Genomic DNA, 16595 nt, shown 5'->3' with positions numbered 1-16595 from the left:
ATGGCAGCCGCCCGGAATCGCGTCCATAGCGCGCGGGCAACACTCGCGCATACATTTGGACCGTTCATCCTGGAACAGGTCTAACCGCCCTTCCGCATCGGCACGAAGGCGCTGGCGGTGATGGAATAGACCTCCTCGCCGCGCTGGTTGGTGCCGGTGGTGCGGGCCGTCAGAATGCCCCAGCCGGGGCGCGAGGCGGAGCTGCGCTTGTCGATGACTTCGTTGACGTAGGCGACGGTGTCGCCGGCGAGCACCGGCCTGATCCAGCGCAGGTCGCGAAAGCCCGGCGACGGCCCCCACACCGCGACCTCCTCGCCGCGCGAAGCGGCCTCACGCGCCAGACGCTGGCCATCCGCGACAAGCAGGCTCATGCAGGCCGAGCCGACATGCCAGCCCGAGGCCGCAAGGCCGCCGAACAGCGAGTTCTTGCCTTCCTCCTCGTCGAGATGGAAGCGCTGTGGATCGAACTTTGCGGCGAAAATCTTGATGGACTCCGCGGTGAACGTATAGGCGCCGATCTCGCGGCGGTGGCCGATCTCGATCTCCTCGAAGAAGGGCATCAGACTGCTCTCTCGCGCCGCTTGATCAGGATCGGCGAGGTCATCTCGCACAGCGCCTCGTCCTTGGCGTTGCGCACCGTGCATTTGAACTTGACGATGCCGAGCTCCGGCCGGCTCTTCGAGGCGCGCGCCTCCAGCACGTCGACGTCGAGCATGAGATCGTCGCCGGGCCGCAAGGGTGACAGCCAGCGCACCTCGTCGACGCCGGGCGAGCCGAGCGAAGCGGCGCGTGTGATGAAGCCATCGGCCATCATCCGCATCATCAGCGAGCAGAGGTGCCAGCCCGAGCCGGACAGGCCGCGCAGCATGCTGTTGGCCGCGGCCTCCTCATCGAGGTGCATCGGCTGCGGATCGAACTCGGCGGCGAAAGCCAAGATCTCGTCGCGGGTGACATGGCGCGGGCCGAATGTTCCGAACCGGCCGGGCGGGAAATCTTCGAAGGTCAGGGTCATCTCGGGAATGCTTTGAGGGAATGACAGATTGTGGCCGCACTTTGCGGCAATCTCAACCCGCCGGCCCGCATGGCTCGTGCTACATATGGGGTGTCGGCGTTGGTCTTGAGTCGGATCAACCGGCAGGCCGAGGCCCGATTTGCCCTGGGGAGAGCAATGTTTTCAWTCAGCGACCTGTTTCAATGGGACCRATTCATAACCCCTACGATCATCAAGACCTTCTACTGGCTGGTGATCGCACTGATCTGCCTGTTCGGCCTTTCCGGAATCTTCTCCGGTCTCGCGACGATGGCGATCAGCCCGTTCGGCGGCTTCCTGGTGCTGCTGTCATCGATCGCGAGCATCGTTGTCGGCATCGTGTTCTCGCGCATCGCCGCGGAGCTGATCCTGATCGTCTTCCGCATCAACGAGCATCTCGGCGCGATCCGCGACCAGGGCGGCGGGGCGCGGTGAGGCGGCTGCAGGTGCCGTAGGGTGGGCAAAGGCGCAAAGCGCCGTGCCCACCATCCTTTCGCGATTTGAGAGAGACGTGGTGGGCACGCTTCCGCCTTCGCTCTTCGAGCTACGGCGGACAAGTCGCTTTGCCCACCCTACAGCACCGCTCTTTCGCGTCTTACGTATTGAACCTGAAATGCATCACGTCGCCGTCGGCGACGACGTATTCCTTGCCTTCGAGACGCAGCTTGCCGGCATCGCGGGCGCCGGCTTCGCCGTTCAGCGCGACATAGTCCTCATACGCCATCGTCTCGGCGCGGATAAAACCCTTCTCGAAGTCGGTGTGGATCACGCCGGCCGCGCCCGGGGCCTTGGTGCCGCGATAGATGGTCCAGGCGCGCGCTTCCTTCGGGCCCACCGTGAAATAGGTGATGAGGTCGAGCAGGGTGTAGCCGGCGCGGATCAGGCGATCGAGGCCGGCCTCTTCGAGACCCAGCGTCTCCAGGAAGTCGGCGCGTTCCTCGCGTGAAATGGTGGCGATCTCGGATTCGATCTTGGCGGAGATGACGACGGCAACGGCGCCTTCCTTGGCCGCCTGCTCCTCCACCGCCTTGGAGAACGAATTACCCGTGGCGGCCGAGCCTTCCTCGACGTTGCAGACGTAGAGCACCGGCTTCGACGACAGCAGGCCGAGCATCCCGAAGGCGCGCTCCTCCTCCGCCTTGCGCTCGACGAGGCGGGCGGGCTTGCCCTCGCGCAGCAGCACCAGCGTGCGGTTGACGAGGTCGAGCTGCTCCTTGGCGTCCTTGTCGTTGCCCTTGGCTTTCTTCGTGAGGTTGTCGACGCGCTTCTCGAGGCTGTCGAGGTCGGCGAGCATCAGCTCGGTCTCGATGGTCTCGATGTCGGCGAGCGGGGCGATCTTGCCCTCGACATGCGTGATGTCGGAATCCTCGAAGCAGCGCACGACATGCGCGATGGCGTCGACCTCGCGGATGTTGGCGAGGAACTGGTTGCCGAGGCCTTCACCCTTGGAGGCGCCGCGCACGAGGCCGGCGATGTCGACGAAGGTCAGCCGGGTCGGGATGATCTGCGCCGATTTGGCGATGGCCGAGAGCTTGTCGAGCCGCGGATCGGGCACGGCGACTTCGCCGACATTCGGCTCGATGGTGCAGAACGGATAGTTCGCGGCCTGCGCCGCGGCCGTCTCGGTCAGCGCATTGAACAAGGTCGACTTGCCGACATTCGGCAACCCGACGATCCCGCATTTAAATCCCATGGTCGTCCTCTATCCGTATTCGTCATGGCCGGGCCTGACGGAGAAAACGGTGCCCTATTCCTTGCCGTTCTCGTCCTTGGTCAAAAAGCCCTTCGCCTGCATGGCGAGATGCACCCTGTTGGCGAAGGTCGCGTCCGTGCCTTTGGCAACCAGTGCCGCGTGCTCGGCCACCGCCTCGCACAGCGTCGCCACCCAGTCGTTGTCGGCCTTGGCGAAGTCCGACAGCACGTGGCCGTGCACCAGTTCCTTGACGCCGGGATGACCGATGCCGAGCCGGACCCGGCGATACTCGTTGCCGATGTGCGCGGAGATCGAGCGCAGGCCGTTATGGCCGGCGATGCCGCCGCCGATCTTCACCCGCACCTTGCCCGGCGGCAGTTCGAGCTCGTCATGGAACACGGTGACGTCGCCGGGCGCGATCTTGAAGAAGCTTGCCGCCTCCTGAACGCTGCGGCCGGAGTCATTCATGTAGGTTGTCGGCTTGAGCAGGATGATGCGCTCAGTACCGAGCGCACCTTCCGAGGTCTCGCCCTGAAACCTGCGGCGCCATGGTGCAAAGCCATGCCGCCGCGCGATCTCGTCGACGGCCATGAAGCCGATATTGTGCCGGTTACGTGCGTATTTCGCGCCGGGATTGCCGAGCCCAACAAAGAGTCGCATGACGCGGCGCGCCCCTCGCTCGGCGCGCGATCAAGGACCGCGCGCCCAGCTCTTTGAGAGATTACTTCTTCTTGTCGCCGCCGGCGGGAGCCTTGGCAGCCGCAGCCGGAGCAGCAGCACCCGCAGCCGGAGCCGCAGCGCCAGCCGCCGGAGCAGCCGCAGCAGCGCCCGGAGCTGCAGCCGCAGCCGCGGCCTTCTGCTCTTCGGCGTAGCCGGACGGCGGCACGATGGTGACGAGGGTCGCGTCCTCGCGGGTCAGCGCCTTCACGCCGGCCGGCAGCTTGATGTCCGACAGATGCAGCGAGTGACCGATTTCGAGTGAGCCGACATCAGCCTCGATGAATTGCGGGATGCTCTCGACGCCGCATTCGAGCTCGATCGAATGCGCGACGATGTTGACGGCGCCGCCRCGCTTCACGCCGGGCGAACCTTCCGCTTTCACCACATGCAAGGGAACGCTGATGCGGATGGTGGCACCTTCGCCGAGACGCATGAAGTCGACATGGATCGGGAAATCCTTGACCGGATCAAGGTGATAGTCACGCGGGATCACGCGGTGCTTCTTGCCCTCGAGGTCGATGTCGACCAGCGTGGTGAGGAACCGGCCGGCGAGGATGCGCTGGCGCAGTTCACGATCGTCAACCGAGATCGGGAGCGGGGGTTGCTTGTTGCCATAGATCACTCCGGGCACTTTCCCGGCGCGACGCTCAGCCCGGGCGGCCCCCTTGCCGCTCTTCGGACGTGCGGTCGCCTTCAATTCCTTGACGGTCGTCGCCATAGTCTAAGTCCTTGTTTTTGCAAAAGTTAATGGGCCGCAGCGCGGCCCATGGTGCAGTTCGCAGCAAGCCTCCAGGGGTGCGGGGGCCGCGAACTTGGCGGGCTTTTACCCGGAAGATGCGGAAATGACAAGGAGAATGGCCCGCCCGGCGGGGTCCCCACCCTCCCCTGGAGGGGAGGGTAAGCGAGAACGGCGGCCTTATGTCGGCGTTCCGCCGAACTTGGCCTCCAGCGCCACGATGCGCGCCTTCAGGGCCTCGTTCTCCTCGCGGGCGAGGCGGGCCATGTCCTTGACCGCCTCGAACTCCTCGCGCTTGACGAGGTCCATGTCGCGCAGGAATTTCTCGGCCTGGGTGCGCATCACGGTGTCGAACTCGCGCTTGACGCCCTGGGCGGCACCGGCGGCGTCGTTCATCAGGCGGCCGATCTCGTCGAAAAACCGGTTGTTGGTCTGGGTCATGTCGGTCTCCTGGCGGCCTCAGATAAACTTTGCGCGAACGCGCGAAAAGACAATGGCAATCCGGGCGAAACGGTTCAAGGGCCGATCGGCGGTATCCTTGTCATGCCCCGGTTTCCTTGCAATCGTATTCAACGTCCCTGCATAACAAGAATCAGAAGGCGCACGAGATGATCGATCAGCAGATCGCGATTCCCACCAAGGACGGCCACACCGCAACCTTCATCACCCATCCCGAACGCGGCGGGCCGTTTCCGATCATCCTGTTCTACATGGATGCGCCGGCGATCCGCGAGGAGCTGCGCGACATGGCGCGCCGGCTCGCCACCTCGGGCTATTACGTGATGCTGCCGAACCTCTACTACCGCTCCGGCGTGATGGAGCTCGGCGCGCTGCCGGCCGATCCGAATGCACCCGAGCGCAAGCGCATGTTCCAGCTCATGGCCTCGCTCAACATTCCCATGATCATGGAGGACACCAGGGCCCTGCTCACCTATGCCGAGGGCCAGGCGGCTGCCAATACGAAAATCGTCGGCACCGTCGGCTATTGCATGAGCGGCCGTTACGCCGTCAACGCGGCCACGCACTTTGCCGACCGCGTCAAGGCCGCCGCCTCGATCTACGGAACGCATCTGGCGACCGACGAAGACAACAGCCCGCATCTCGCCTCAGGCAAGACCAAGGCCGAGCTCTATTTCGCCTGCGCCGAGACCGACATCTACGCGCCCGCCGAGGTCATCGAGAAGGTCAAGCAGGGCATGAGCGGTGCCAAGGCCGAGGTCGAGATCTATCCCGGCACGCATCACGGCTTCGCCTTCCCCAAGCGTCCGGTCTACGACCGCGACGCTGCCGAGCGGCATTGGGAGCGTCTGCTGGCGCTCTATCGCCGCAATCTCGTTTAAGTCTAGAAGGCCTGATGCCCTTTCTGCTCATCGACTTTCCCGCCTTCAAGCCGATCGCCATCGAGATCGGTCCGTTCGCGATCCGCTGGTATGCGCTGGCCTATATCAGCGGCATCGTGTTCGGCTGGCTCTATGCGCGCTCGCTGCTGAAGAAAGAGCGCCTGTGGAGCGGCCCCGCGCCGATGTCGCTGGTGCAGATCGACGACTTCATCCTGTGGGTCACGCTCGGCATCATCCTCGGCGGCCGCACCGGCTACGTGCTGTTCTACAATCTGCCCTTCTTCATCGATCACCCCGCCGCGATCTTCAAATTGTGGGAGGGCGGCATGTCCTTCCATGGCGGCTTCCTCGGCTGCGTCGTCGCGGTGATGTGGTTTGCCTATCGCAACCGCATCTCGATCCTGTCGCTGGGCGACATCACCACGGCAGTCGCCCCGGTCGGGCTGCTGCTCGGGCGCATCGCCAATTTCATCAATGGCGAATTGTGGGGCCGCGCCGCCGACCCCAGCCTGCCCTGGGCGATGATCTTCCCCAACGATCCGACGCAGCTGCCGCGCCATCCGAGCCAGCTCTATGAGGCCGGCATGGAGGGCATCCTGCTGTTCACCGTGCTCGCGATCATGATCCGTTTCGGCGCCCTGAAGCGGCCCGGCATGATCCTCGGCGCCTTCATCCTGATCTATGGCCTGACCCGCATCGCCGGCGAGCATTTCCGCGAGCCGGACGTCCAGCTCGGCTTCCTCTGGGGCGGATTAACCATGGGCATGCTGTTGTCGATCCCGATGCTTATTGTAGGCCTCATACTTATTGTATTGGCTATCAGGCGCGGCGCGCCGAAGCCCGCCGGGGCTATCAGTTAATTCCTTTCGAGAAGACAGACCGTGACCGAACAGCCGCTACTCAACGAGATCAGGGCGCTGATCAAATCCTCAGGGCCCATGCCGGTCTGGCGGTACATGGAACTGTGCCTGATGCATCCGCGCTATGGCTATTACGTCTCGCGCGATCCGCTCGGGCGCGAAGGCGACTTCACCACCGCGCCCGAGGTCAGCCAGATGTTCGGCGAGCTCCTGGGGCTGTGGACCGCCTCGGTGTGGAAGCAGATGGGCTCGCCGCAATTCCTGCGGCTGATCGAGCTCGGCCCCGGCCGCGGCACCATGATGGCGGATGCGCTGCGCGCACTGCGCGTGCTGCCGCCGCTCTACCAGGCGCTTCACGTCCACATGGTCGAGGTCAATCCGGTGCTGCGCGAGCGGCAGAGTGCGACGCTGGCGGGCGTGCGCAACATCGCCTGGCACGACAGCATCGACGACGTGCCCGAAGGGCCGAGCATCATCCTCGCCAACGAATATTTCGACGTGCTGCCGATCCGCCAGATGGTGAAGCGCGAGAACGGCTGGCACGAGCGCGTGATCGAGATCGATCCCAACGGCAAGCTTCAATTCGGCGCGGCCGCCGACCCGACGCCGCGCTTCGACGTGCTGCTGCCGCCTCTGGTGCGCGCCGCTCCCGTTGGCGCCGTGTTCGAATGGCGCCCCGACGGCGAGATCATGAAGCTCGCCACGCGCGTGCGCGACCAGGACGGCGCGGCGCTGATCATCGATTACGGCCATCTGCGCAGCGATGCCGGCGACACGTTCCAGGCGATCGCGCGCCACACCTTCACCGATCCCCTGAAGGCGCCGGGCCAGGCCGACGTCACAGCCCATGTCGACTTCCAGGCCCTGGCGCGCGCGGCCGAGGATGTCGGCGCCCGTGTGCACGGCCCGGTGACGCAGGGCGATTTCCTCAAGCGCGTCGGCATCGATACCCGCGCAGCTGCCCTGATGCAGAAGGCGACGCCTGAAGTCGCCACCGACATTTCGGTGGCGCTCAAGCGCCTGACCGATACCGGGCGCAGCGGCATGGGCTCGATGTTCAAGGTGCTCGGCATCTCCGAGCCGCGGCTGACCGGCATCGCCGGCCTCAGCGATCTCGAACGGGCCGGAGGCGCTTCATGACGCTTGCTTCGTCGCTGCTGTCGGCCGTGCCCGGCCTGCGCCATGCCTTCTTCACCCGCGAGGGCGGTGTCTCAGGCGGGATTTATTCGGCGCTCAATGGCGGGCTCGGCTCCAACGACGATCCGGCGCATGTCGCGGAGAACCGCCGCCGCATGGCCGAGCATGTCGGCGTCGCCCCGGAGCGCTTCATCAGCCTGCACCAGATCCATTCGCCCGATGTCCTCATTGCCGAAGCGCCGTGGCCGAGCGGACCGCGGCCGAAGGGCGATGCGCTGGTCACGAAAACACCCGGCATCGCGCTCGGCGTCTCCACCGCCGATTGCGGGCCGGTGCTGTTCGTCGATCCCAACGCGCGCGTGATCGGCGGCGCCCATGCCGGCTGGAAAGGCGCGCTGACCGGCGTGCTGGAACAGACGATCTCGGCGATGGAGAAGCTCGGCGCCACGCGCAGCGGCATCATCGCCGCGATCGGCCCCTTGATCCGACAGGACAGCTACGAGGTCGGCAACGAGTTCGTGGCCCGCTTCATCGAGGCGGACGCGGACAACGCCATGTTCTTCATCCCGTCGGTGCGCGCCGGACACGCGATGTTCGACCTCGCCGGCTTCATCCGGAAGCGGCTCGAAGCCGCCGGCATCCTGATGATCGACGATCTTGGCCTGGACACCTATGCCGACGAGCGCTTCTTCAGCTATCGCCGCTCGGTACATCGCAAGGAGCCGGATTACGGCCGCCACATCCACGCGATCGCGCTGGAGAATTAAGAACGAATTCGGCCTAGTTCTTGCCGCAACCCATTAGGTTAGTCGCTGCATCTTTCGAACAATGGCGTTTCATTCTTTCCGCGAAGCCATTTAGTCGGCAAATCAACGTACATTTGAGCTGGTGGAGGCGGCGGCGGCGGTCGGACCTCGAAACCTTCATCGACTTCGATCTTCTTCCAATCGTCGCGATGCGCGGAGAAAGTCCGATATTTGTCGCCGACCTTGAGCAGAACGATCTCCCAAACCTCGCCCGGCTGACGCCACCAGATCAGTGTCGTGCTGGGTGGAGGGTCCTGAACCGACACGATCTTGATCTTGTCGTCGGCAATACGCGTCGCCGAATAGATCGCGCTGATGAATGTCCTTACTTGCCCAGGTGTGAACGTCCCGATCACATTCCTTGTCGTCGGCGCTCCGGAGGACGACGCGATGTACGTCAATCGCGCGCCACAGCGGTTGTTCTCACAGGCCTGATACGGATCCCGTTTGCAATCAACCGACCAGGTACCGGTCAGTCCGAAAGCCCGGATTGCCTCGGCCGCACTTTCTGCCGCCGCGGCCCGCCCCACGATGAGGCAGGCAACGATTACCCCCAAAGTCGCTCCCCTCATCGACAATTCCTCGGCCGGATCGGCCCAATGATGTGTCCTTCCTGCCCTAGACCTTAATCGATTTTAACGATATCGCTGCCCCCCATAATGAGGGACGCGTCATTCATCCTGGGCCGCGCGGGTTCGCGTGTGCTGGCGGTCATGCTGCTGGCAGCGGCGGTCGCGCTTGGCGGCTGCGCCGGCGGCGGCGGTGCCGCCAACTCCTATGCGATGGCGCCGAGTACCGGCTCAGGGGCGACCGTGGCCTTCGAATCGATCGACGGGCCGCCCCCGCAGGTGTTCGACCGCATGGTCGGCGTGCTCGACAGCGAATCCAAGCTGCGCAGCCTGTCCGTCGTCTCCCGCGAGGGGACGGCTGCCTATCGCGTGCGCAGTTACCTCTCCGCCCAAATCGTGCGCGGCAAGACCGTGATCGCCTGGGTCTGGGACGTCTACGACGCCAACCAGCAGCGGGCATTGCGCCTCTCCGGCGAGGAATTGACCGCCGCCAAGGGCGGCCGCGATCCCTGGGGCGCCGCCGACGACCTCGTGCTGCGGAAGATCGCCCAGGCCGGATTCAGCGGACTTTCCAACATGATCAACGGAACGCCGGACGCGCCGAGCACTGTTCCCGGCTTGCGGGGACCGGCGGTGGCCAGCGTGATCCCGGAGGCTCCGGCGGCCGAGATGCCGGCCTCGGCGCTGGGCTATGCCGAGCGATAACCCCCGCGAAACCACGGCCCCAAGTTGCGGCCAAACCGTTGGCCCGACTCAGGATTTCGGAGGGAAAACGTAGCATGCCGGGTTGCCATTGCAGGCCCCGGCCTGATATTTCCTCGCCCGTCGTAACCGTGCTTCCAGTGGGTATTCTCTGATGTTGAAYGTCGTATCCAGCAAAGCGCGGGAGGAAGCGTCCATGTCGGCCAAGAACGGCTCCATCAAGCTTGTCGCCGGCAACTCAAACCCGGCTCTCGCGCAGGCGATCGCGCAAGGCCTCGACCTGCCGCTAACCAAGGCCGTGGTACGGCGCTTCGCCGACATGGAGATCTTCGTCGAGATCCAGGAGAACGTCCGTGGCTCGGATGCTTTCGTCATCCAGTCGACCTCGTTCCCCGCCAACGACCATCTGATGGAACTGCTGATCATCACCGATGCGCTGCGCCGCTCCTCGGCACGCCGCATCACCGCGGTGCTGCCCTATTTCGGCTACGCCCGGCAGGACCGCAAATCGGGTTCGCGCACGCCGATCTCGGCCAAGCTCGTCGCCAACCTGATCACGCAGGCCGGCGTCGACCGCGTCATGACGCTCGACCTGCATGCCGGCCAGATCCAGGGCTTCTTCGACATCCCGACCGACAATCTCTACGCGGCACCGCTGATGGTGCGCGACATCAAGGACAAGTTCGATCTCTCCAAGACGATGGTGATCTCGCCTGACGTCGGCGGCGTGGCGCGCGCACGTGGCCTTGCCAAGCGCATCAACACCCCGCTCGCGATCGTCGACAAGCGCCGCGAGAGGGCGGGCGAATCCGAGGTCATGAACGTGATCGGCGACGTCGCCGGCTACACCTGCATCCTGATCGACGACATCGTGGACTCCGGCGGCACGCTGGTGAACGCGGCCGACGCGCTGATCGCCAAGGGCGCCAAGGACGTCTACGCCTATATCACCCACGGCGTGCTCTCCGGCGGCGCGGCCGCCCGCATCGCGGGCTCGAAGCTGAAGGAGCTCGTGATCACCGACTCGATCCTGCCGACGGAGGCGGTGACCAAGGCTCCGAACATCCGCACGCTTCCGATCGCCAGCCTGATCTCGGACGCCATCGCGCGCACCGCGGCGGAAGAGTCGGTGTCGAGCCTGTTCGACTAGTTTTTCCGATCCCGGAAGGTCTCGTAGGGTGGGCAAAGGCGCAAAGCGCCGTGCCCACCTTTTCTTTTTATATTGAAGGTGGTGGGCACGCTTCCGCCTTCACTCTCCGAGCTACGTCGGACAAGTCGCTTTGCCCACCCTACGGCGTTGAGCGCTGACGCGCCGCAGCCCGCTTCGCAGCCCCACGGGTTGTTGCCCGCCGCCGCCCATGACATCATCCGGATACCGAGTCATCCCTGCCCCCTGGATTCCTGATGCCGCGCCGGAAATTTGCCTGGGAGAAGCTGTCGGATGACGAGTTGCTCAAGCAGCGCCTCTCCAGCCTGAGGGTTACGGTCAAAGGCACCTGGCTCGAGGACTGCGTCAGCACGCTCCATGAGGAGCTCGAAGAGCGGGGCATCCGGCTGCGACCGCACACATGGATCTCGAGCGAATGGTTCAGTCCGGGCGATGTGCCGGGCATCGCCATCCCCTTCTATCTCGCCCATCCCCGTCTGATGAAGCTCGAGAAGAAGATGATGTTCGACGTCGAGGGCGGAACCTGGCGCGAGTGCATGGGTATCCTCCGTCACGAGGCCGGCCATGCCGTGCAGCACGGCTATCAGCTGCAGCGCCGCCGGCGCTGGCAGCAGCTGTTCGGCCCGTCGTCGAAACACTACCCGCGCTACTACCGGCCCAATCCTGCCAGCAGGCGCTACGTCCAGCACCTCCGGCTGTGGTACGCGCAAAGCCATCCGGATGAAGACTTCGCCGAGACCTTCGCGGTGTGGCTGCGCCCACGCTCGAACTGGCGGACGCGATATGCCGGATGGCCGGCGCTGAAGAAGCTCGAATATGTCGACGAGCTGATGCACGAGATTGCGGGAAAGCGGCCGCTGATCACGACGCGGGAGCGTGTCGATACGCTGGGCCGGCTCAGCCAGACGCTCGAAGACCACTACAAGAAGAAGCAGGCGTTCTACGCCTTCACAGCGCCGAAGACCTACGACCGCGACCTCTCCCGGCTGTTTTCAGCCGATCCACGGCATCACCGCTCAAAGCCGGCTTCGGCCCTGATCAGACGGCACCGCGCGCAGATCAGGCAGCTGGTCGCGCGGTGGACGGGCGAGAACCAGCTCACGCTCGATGCCGTGCTCGATGATATGATCTCCCGCTGCCGTGAGCTCGATCTGCGCGCCGTCGGCCCCGAACAGAAGCTCGTTCTCGATTTCACCGTCCTCGTGACCGCCAAGACGATGCACGCGCTGTTTGGCCCGTCTCGGCGCAAATGGATCGCGCTATGAGACGCTCACGCATTCTGGTGCTGATGCATCCGGACTTCATGCCTCCGGACTCCTCCGACGGATACACGCCGCAGGAAATCAACAACTGGAAGACGGAATACGACGTGGTGAGCACCTTGCGTGCGGCCGGCCACGAGGTTCGCGCCCTCGGTGCGCAGGACGAGATCAAGCCGATCCGCGAGGCGATCGAAGAATTCAAGCCCCACGTGGYCTTCACGCTGCTCGAGGAATTCCACAACAACGTCGCCTACGACCAGCACATCGCCAGCTATCTCGAGCTGATGAAGGTCCCTTATACCGGGTGCAATCCGCGCGGCCTGATCCTGGCGCGCGGCAAGGATTTGTCCAAGACGCTGGTGCATCACCGCCGGATCGCAGCGCCGGCCTTCGCCGTCTTCCCGATGCGCCGCAAGGTGAAGCGCCCGACGCGCCTTGCGCTGCCGCTGATCGTCAAGAGCCTGAACATGGACGGGTCCTTCGGCATCTCGCAGGCCTCGATCGTCGATACCGACGAGAAGCTCGTGGAGCGCGTCGCCTTCATCCACGAGCGGRTCGAATCCGCCGCCATCGCCGAGCAGTTCATCGAGGGGCGCGAGCTTTATGTCGGCGTGCTCGGCAACAACCGGCTGCGCGTCCTGCCGGTTTGGGAACTGAAATTCGGCAGCATGGGCGGGCGCAGATCACGGCACATCGCCACGGAGAAAGCCAAGCACGACACCGACTATCAGGAGAAGCTCGGCATCGTCGACGGGCCGGCCAAGGACCTCGCGCCCGAAGTCACCGCGCGCATCCAGCGCGCCGCGAAGCGCATCTACCGGGCGCTTGGCCTCGACGGCTACGCACGCATCGATTTTCGTCTCGCCGCCGACGGCACGCCGTATTTCATCGAAGCCAATCCCAACCCCGAGATCGCCAAGAGCCAGGAGTTCGCCACGGCGGCTCAACATGCCGGGCTCAAATATCCGGATCTCCTGCAGCGCATCCTGACGCTGGGGATCAGCCGGGCCAAGGCGGGGGTGTCGTTGGGGTGATGGCGGCTTGCGCGACTATCGTAGGGTGGGCAAAGGCGCAAAGCGCCGTGCCCACCTTCTTTTGTAGCGATGAAGACGGTAGGCTCGCTTCCGCCTTCGCTCTTCGAGCTACGGCGGACAAGTCGATTTGCCCACCCTACGGCAGCTAGCCTGCCTCGGCCTTCGCGCTCACCACGTCGGCAAATGACTTGAAGAACTCCCCCGCCAGCTTCGTCGCGGTCGAATTGATCAGCCGTGCTCCCAACTGCGCGAGCTTGCCACCGATCTGCGCATCGACTTCGTAATGCAACACCGTCACGTCGGCGCTCTCGGATTCCAACCGCACCACCGCGCCACCCTTGGCGAAGCCGGCGACGCCGCCGGAGCCCTCTCCTGAGATACGGTAACTGTTGGGCGGATCGAAATCGGACAGCGTCACCTTACCGCTGAACGTCGCCTTCACCGGGCCGACCTTGAAGACCACCGTCGCGGTCATCTCGTTCGGCGCGGTCACCTCGAGCGACTGGCAGCCCGGGATGCACTGCTTCAGCACAGCGGGATCGTTCAGCGCCGCCCACACCTGCTCGCGTGAGGCGGGAATTCGCTGGCTGTCGTTCATCTGCATGATCGGTGTCTCACTCTCTGCTTGCTGTTTGATTGGCCGCGCGCTGGCCACGCCGGCGTTCTCTGGTGATCTCGGCGAGGATCGACATTGCGATCTCCTCCGGCGTGATCGCGCCGAGATCGAGGCCGGCCGGCGCCTTGAAATCGTCGATCGCAGCCGCGCTGGCGCTCTCTGCAAGGAGTTTTGCGCGCAGCGAAGCCATCTTGCGGCGGCTGCCGACGAAGGCGTGATAACAGGCTTTGGTCGCGACCGCCGCGCGCAAGGCGGCCTCGTCGCCCTTGCCCTGCGTCGAGACGACGACGAAGCGCTTGGAGTCGTTGAGCTCGCCGAGCTGATAACCATCGATGACCGCGTCGGCGTCCGGCTGCGCCGTGAGATCGGCGGACGGCGCAGCAAACGTGACGTGATAGCCGAGCACGCGCGCCTGCGCCGCAAGCGACAGCGCCACCGGGCTCGCACCGAGAATGACGAGCGAGGGATGCGGCAGCACCGGCTCGACGAAGATGTCCATCGTGCCCTTGCTCGGGCACATGTTGCTGGCAAAGCGGATGCCGTCGCGGCTCTCCCCCGCGCTGACGCCGAGCTCGGCCAGCAGGTTCTCCGGCTGCACCGAGACCATGCGCGGCTCGCCATCGGCGAGCGCCTCGCGCGCCGCCTTCAGCACCGCGCCCTTGGCGCAGCCCCCGCCGATCCAACCCGCGACGATGGTGCCGTCGGCGGCGATGATCGCCTTGGCGCCAGCCTTCGCCGCGGTCACCGACACCGTGCGCACCACCGTCGCGAGCACGAAGGCACGCTCGGCGGCCTTCATCTGAGCGACTACATCAAGCACTTCGACATGAGCGGTCATCGGAAGCCTCCTCAAAGCTTCGCTAAATGGGGTTCGAGCGCTCGCAGGCTGCTCAGCGAATTCGCGGGCGCATAGAGATCGACATGCGGCAACGCAGCTCTTATGCCCCGCGCTTCGGGCGTGTAGCCCTCCCACGCCATCATCGGGTTGAGCCAGACAATGCGGCGACAGCGCCGGTGCAGCGCCGCCATCTCGCGGCCAAGCAATGCGGCATCGCCGGTCTCGTAGCCGTCGGACACGATCATCACGCAGCTGCGGGAATGGATCACGCGCGCGGCGTGCCAGCGATTGAAGGTTTGCAAGCACTCGCCGATCCTGGTGCCGCCGCCCGCGCCTTGCGCCATGATCGAGAGCCGGTTGAGCGCGCGGCCGGCGTCCTTCTCCTTCATCGCGTCGGAGACGTAGGCGAGGCGCGTGTGGAACAGGAACGCCTCGGCCTCACGGAACTGGTCGAGCACACCGTGGATGAAGCGCAAGAAGACTGCCGTGTACATGCTCATCGAGCCCGAGGCATCGAGCAGCACGACCAGCCGCAACGGCTTGTCCTTGCGCTGGCGTTTCACCAGGCTGATGGGAACGCCGCCATGGCTGATGTTGCGGTGAATCGTGCGGCGGAGATCAAGCCGGTAGCCACGCCGGCGCGCCAGATCGCGCCGGGTCAGCCGCGTCCGCATTGCCTTGGCGAGCGCTGCTGCGGCCTCATGGGCCTGCGCGACCTGGTCTGGATCGCTCAGCTTTCGGAAATCGACCTCGGCAAAATTGTCGGCGCGTGAAGCACCTTCCATGCGGCCCTCGCCGGAACGGCCTTCCGGCGCGTCGTCGGAGGACGGAAGCTGGTCTACGGCGGACTGGTTACTGCCCTGCTCCGCCGCGGCATCCTGCAAGCTCTTCAGCGAGGGATTGCTGGCGCCCGGTGTTGATCCATTCGTGCGGGAGCGCGAGCGCACGCGCTTGCCCAACCAGAACGCGTCGAACAGACCGTCGAACTTGTCCCAGTCGGATTTGCGTGCCGAGAACAGGTGCTTGAACGCCGTGCGCAGCAGACCCGGCCGCGCCGCATAGCCCGATGATATCAGCGTCGCCGCATCCTGCCCTTCGGCGAGCCCGACGCGAAAGCCGGCCTCGCGTAGCGTGCGCAGGAACGCCGCAAGCTTCGCGGAGACGAGGCGCGAGACCTCGTTGAGGTCATCATATCCGGGGCTGGAGCCACAGCAGCTCATGCGACCTTTCCCAGCAGGCGCTGTGTCACCTCTGGCGTGACACGGGCGCGGTCTTCGTGAGTCTTCAACAGGCAGACGAGCGTCTCATGCACAATCTCGGGTGCGTCGTGAAGATTGGTTACGTCGAGGCCGACGAGAGCTGCCGCCCAATCCAGCGTCTCCGCCACGCCCGGGACTTTTCGCAGCTCCTCCTTGCGCACACCCTCGACCATGCGCGCGATCTGGAGCGACAGCGACGGGCTCGCGCCCATGACGCGCGCCAGGATGATGCGGGTCTCGCGGTCGACGTCGGGATAGTCGACATAGTGATAGAGGCAGCGCCGGCGCAACGCGTCGGAGAGCTCGCGCGTGCCGTTCGAGGTCAGCACGACATGCGGGATGGTGATTGCGGGAATGGTGCCGAGCTCGGGGATCGAGACCTGGAAGTCCGAAAGCAGCTCCAGCAGGAACGCCTCGAACTCGTCGTCGGCGCGGTCGATCTCGTCGATCAGCAGCACCGGCGCCTTCGGCCGACGGATCGCGGCGAGCAAGGGGCGCTCGAGCAGGTATTTTTCCGAGAACACCTGGTCCTCGATGCTATCGCTGCCGCGATGGGCCTGGATCGCCAGCAATTGCCGCTGGTAATTCCACTCGTAGAGCGCGGAGGACTGATCTAGGCCCTCGTAGCATTGCAGCCGGATCAGCTCGGTCGCATGCACTTTTGCAAGTGCTTTCGCCACTTCCGTCTTGCCGACGCCCGCCTCGCCCTCGAGCAGCAGCGGACGCCGCAACAATTGCATCAGCGAGATCGCAGTCGCGAGGTCCGCATCGGCGATATAGCCCGATGCGGCCAGCGCTTGCGCGATCTCATCACGGCCCTTCATC

At 64.8% G+C, this 16595-nt stretch carries 20 protein-coding genes; 9 read left to right on the top strand and 11 right to left on the bottom strand.

The features are described from left to right. Window positions 1-80: 80 nt before the first annotated feature. Window positions 81-560 carry a MaoC family dehydratase gene (locus AB4Z51_RS19135; protein ID WP_085399293.1) on the bottom strand — a complete coding sequence of 160 codons (480 nt, stop codon included), beginning with the start codon at window positions 558-560 and terminating at the stop codon, window positions 81-83. Next, window positions 560-1012 carry a MaoC family dehydratase gene (locus tag AB4Z51_RS19130; protein ID WP_085399292.1) on the bottom strand — a complete coding sequence of 151 codons (453 nt, stop codon included), beginning with the start codon at window positions 1010-1012 and terminating at the stop codon, window positions 560-562. The genes AB4Z51_RS19135 and AB4Z51_RS19130 overlap by 1 nt, the downstream gene beginning before the upstream one ends. Window positions 1013-1168: 156 nt before the next feature. On the opposite strand from AB4Z51_RS19130, the gene AB4Z51_RS19125 reads away from it, so the two are divergent. Further along, window positions 1169-1465: a DUF4282 domain-containing protein gene (locus tag AB4Z51_RS19125; protein ID WP_441497787.1), complete on the top strand. Its 297-nt coding sequence runs from the start codon at window positions 1169-1171 to the stop codon at window positions 1463-1465. 160 nt (window positions 1466-1625) lie between these two features. On the opposite strand, the gene ychF is transcribed toward AB4Z51_RS19125, so the two are convergent. The 4 genes from ychF to AB4Z51_RS19105 all read right to left on the bottom strand — a co-directional run bounded on the left by ychF (window position 1626) and on the right by AB4Z51_RS19105 (window position 4620). Beyond that, on the bottom strand, window positions 1626-2723 hold the full coding sequence (gene ychF / locus AB4Z51_RS19120) for a redox-regulated ATPase YchF (protein WP_135216022.1): 1098 nt from the start codon (window positions 2721-2723) through the stop codon (window positions 1626-1628). Window positions 2724-2777: 54 nt separating this feature from the next. Further along, window positions 2778-3383, bottom strand: coding sequence for an aminoacyl-tRNA hydrolase (gene pth, locus AB4Z51_RS19115; RefSeq protein ID WP_085399290.1), 606 nt, complete (start codon window positions 3381-3383; stop codon window positions 2778-2780). A 61-nt stretch (window positions 3384-3444) separates the two neighbouring features. Beyond that, window positions 3445-4161: a 50S ribosomal protein L25/general stress protein Ctc gene (locus tag AB4Z51_RS19110; protein WP_071909565.1), complete on the bottom strand. Its 717-nt coding sequence runs from the start codon at window positions 4159-4161 to the stop codon at window positions 3445-3447. 198 nt (window positions 4162-4359) lie between these two features. Then, window positions 4360-4620, bottom strand: coding sequence for an accessory factor UbiK family protein (locus AB4Z51_RS19105; protein ID WP_071909564.1), 261 nt, complete (start codon window positions 4618-4620; stop codon window positions 4360-4362). Between the two features lie 167 nt (window positions 4621-4787). On the opposite strand from AB4Z51_RS19105, the gene AB4Z51_RS19100 reads away from it, so the two are divergent. From AB4Z51_RS19100 to pgeF, 4 genes are read left to right on the top strand one after another with little or no spacing between them, the layout of a single operon-like run. Beyond that, window positions 4788-5519, top strand: coding sequence for a dienelactone hydrolase family protein (locus tag AB4Z51_RS19100; RefSeq protein ID WP_085398497.1), 732 nt, complete (start codon window positions 4788-4790; stop codon window positions 5517-5519). Window positions 5520-5533: 14 nt separating this feature from the next. Next, a complete protein-coding gene (lgt, locus tag AB4Z51_RS19095; protein ID WP_085398495.1) occupies window positions 5534-6379 on the top strand; it encodes a prolipoprotein diacylglyceryl transferase in 846 nt (281 codons plus the stop codon). Between the two features lie 21 nt (window positions 6380-6400). Beyond that, complete coding sequence (locus AB4Z51_RS19090) at window positions 6401-7519, top strand: class I SAM-dependent methyltransferase (protein WP_085398494.1); 1119 nt, start codon at window positions 6401-6403, stop codon at window positions 7517-7519. After that, a complete protein-coding gene (gene pgeF / locus AB4Z51_RS19085; protein WP_085398493.1) occupies window positions 7516-8283 on the top strand; it encodes a peptidoglycan editing factor PgeF in 768 nt (255 codons plus the stop codon). The genes AB4Z51_RS19090 and pgeF overlap by 4 nt, the downstream gene beginning before the upstream one ends. 38 nt (window positions 8284-8321) lie before the next feature. On the opposite strand, the gene AB4Z51_RS19080 is transcribed toward pgeF, so the two are convergent. Further along, complete coding sequence (locus AB4Z51_RS19080) at window positions 8322-8894, bottom strand: hypothetical protein (RefSeq protein ID WP_135216021.1); 573 nt, start codon at window positions 8892-8894, stop codon at window positions 8322-8324. An 87-nt stretch (window positions 8895-8981) separates the two neighbouring features. Between AB4Z51_RS19080 and AB4Z51_RS19075 the strand changes: the two genes are divergently transcribed. From AB4Z51_RS19075 to AB4Z51_RS19060, 4 genes are all read left to right on the top strand, one after another. Next, on the top strand, window positions 8982-9596 hold the full coding sequence (locus AB4Z51_RS19075) for a hypothetical protein (RefSeq protein ID WP_085398491.1): 615 nt from the start codon (window positions 8982-8984) through the stop codon (window positions 9594-9596). A gap of 193 nt (window positions 9597-9789) precedes the next feature. After that, complete coding sequence (locus AB4Z51_RS19070) at window positions 9790-10743, top strand: ribose-phosphate pyrophosphokinase (RefSeq protein ID WP_028151562.1); 954 nt, start codon at window positions 9790-9792, stop codon at window positions 10741-10743. A 254-nt stretch (window positions 10744-10997) separates the two neighbouring features. Beyond that, window positions 10998-12026 (top strand): putative zinc-binding metallopeptidase, encoded by a 1029-nt coding sequence (locus AB4Z51_RS19065; RefSeq protein WP_063985560.1) that lies wholly within the window; start codon window positions 10998-11000, stop codon window positions 12024-12026. After that, window positions 12023-13057 (top strand): D-alanine--D-alanine ligase family protein, encoded by a 1035-nt coding sequence (locus AB4Z51_RS19060; RefSeq protein WP_441497786.1) that lies wholly within the window; start codon window positions 12023-12025, stop codon window positions 13055-13057. Before AB4Z51_RS19065 ends, AB4Z51_RS19060 begins: the two co-directional genes overlap by 4 nt. 145 nt (window positions 13058-13202) lie before the next feature. Here AB4Z51_RS19060 and AB4Z51_RS19055 read toward each other — a convergent pair whose 3' ends face one another. From AB4Z51_RS19055 to AB4Z51_RS19040, 4 genes are read right to left on the bottom strand one after another with little or no spacing between them, the layout of a single operon-like run. After that, window positions 13203-13661, bottom strand: a complete 459-nt coding sequence (locus AB4Z51_RS19055; protein ID WP_085398490.1) for an SRPBCC family protein — start codon at window positions 13659-13661, stop codon at window positions 13203-13205. 10 nt (window positions 13662-13671) lie between these two features. Beyond that, a complete protein-coding gene (locus AB4Z51_RS19050) occupies window positions 13672-14511 on the bottom strand; it encodes an XdhC family protein (RefSeq protein WP_085398489.1) in 840 nt (279 codons plus the stop codon). An 11-nt stretch (window positions 14512-14522) separates the two neighbouring features. After that, window positions 14523-15731, bottom strand: coding sequence for a vWA domain-containing protein (locus AB4Z51_RS19045; RefSeq protein ID WP_441497785.1), 1209 nt, complete (start codon window positions 15729-15731; stop codon window positions 14523-14525). Next, window positions 15728-16594 (bottom strand): AAA family ATPase, encoded by an 867-nt coding sequence (locus AB4Z51_RS19040; RefSeq protein WP_085398487.1) that lies wholly within the window; start codon window positions 16592-16594, stop codon window positions 15728-15730. Before AB4Z51_RS19040 ends, AB4Z51_RS19045 begins: the two co-directional genes overlap by 4 nt. Window position 16595 lies beyond the last annotated feature (1 nt).

Source organism: Bradyrhizobium sp. 2TAF36 (assembly GCF_052114925.1).
Taxonomy (GTDB): Bacteria; Pseudomonadota; Alphaproteobacteria; order Rhizobiales; family Xanthobacteraceae; genus Bradyrhizobium; species Bradyrhizobium barranii.
The sequence above is the reverse complement of the archived record's forward strand: the minus strand, read 5'-3'. Positions and strand labels throughout refer to the sequence as shown.